This window comes from Streptomyces sp. 8L, assembly GCF_020176795.1.
Classification (GTDB): Bacteria; Actinomycetota; Actinomycetes; order Streptomycetales; family Streptomycetaceae; genus Streptomyces.
This window is the reverse complement of the sequence record NZ_JAIUKE010000953.1, coordinates 1-704: the sequence shown is the minus strand read 5'-3', so window position 1 is coordinate 704 and position 704 is coordinate 1. Positions and strand designations below refer to the sequence as shown.

At 70.9% G+C, this 704-nt stretch carries 1 protein-coding gene and 1 tRNA gene; one reads left to right on the top strand and one right to left on the bottom strand.

Annotated elements, in window-relative coordinates; translation table 11 throughout:
- Nucleotides 1-101 precede the first annotated feature (101 nt).
- Entirely contained in the window at nucleotides 102-275 is a 174-nt protein-coding gene (locus tag LCE31_RS40075) for a hypothetical protein (RefSeq protein ID WP_225023246.1), read from the top strand.
- A gap of 68 nt (nucleotides 276-343) precedes the next feature.
- On the opposite strand, the gene LCE31_RS40070 is transcribed toward LCE31_RS40075, so the two are convergent.
- Nucleotides 344-418 (bottom strand) — tRNA-Val (locus LCE31_RS40070).
- Nucleotides 419-704: the final 286 nt, after the last annotated feature.

Genomic DNA, 704 nt, shown 5'->3' with positions numbered 1-704 from the left:
CGACTGCCGCAGACCCCTGATCGCCCTCGGCCTCACCGGATGAACCCGGACAAAAAGCGATCTTGCAACGGACCCTGCCCGTACGTCCTGTCATCTCCGTCGTGGACGCGACGAAGCTGATCGTCAAGAGCGCCAACCCGCCAGTCCTCGTCCTGCAGGTTGAACATCTGGATCGGGTCCTGTCCGGACTGACGCCGACACTTTTGACCGAACAGGTGTCTCGCATCTACGAGGTGGCGAGGCAGGCTCGCACCTGGCGCCCCGACCGTGGCTGATTGTGCCCGTTGATGTCAGATCCGGATGCCGAAGGCCCCCGACCATGACCGGCCGGGGGCCTTCGTACTGGTGGGCGCGGACGGTTTCGAACCGCCGACATCTGCTTTGTAAGAGCAGCGCTCTACCCCTGAGCTACGCACCCGTGGATGAGGCAACAGGGTACATGTCCCACGGGTCCCGACGGCAAACGGCGTGGCCCGAAGGGGCAGGCGGGCGCCGCCCGGGAGCTTCGGGCGGCCGGGGGCGCCGGCCCGGCGAGTCCGATGGGCCCGGGCGGGGGGTAGCCCCACCCCGAGGAGGGTGGTCGGCCGGATCGGCGGGGCGAGCCCTGGCTTCTACGGTGGTCACATCACCCGGCGCCCGCCCGGGCCCCTCGGACTCGCCGGGCCGGCGCCCCCGGCCGCCCGCCGCTCCCGGGCGGCGCCCGC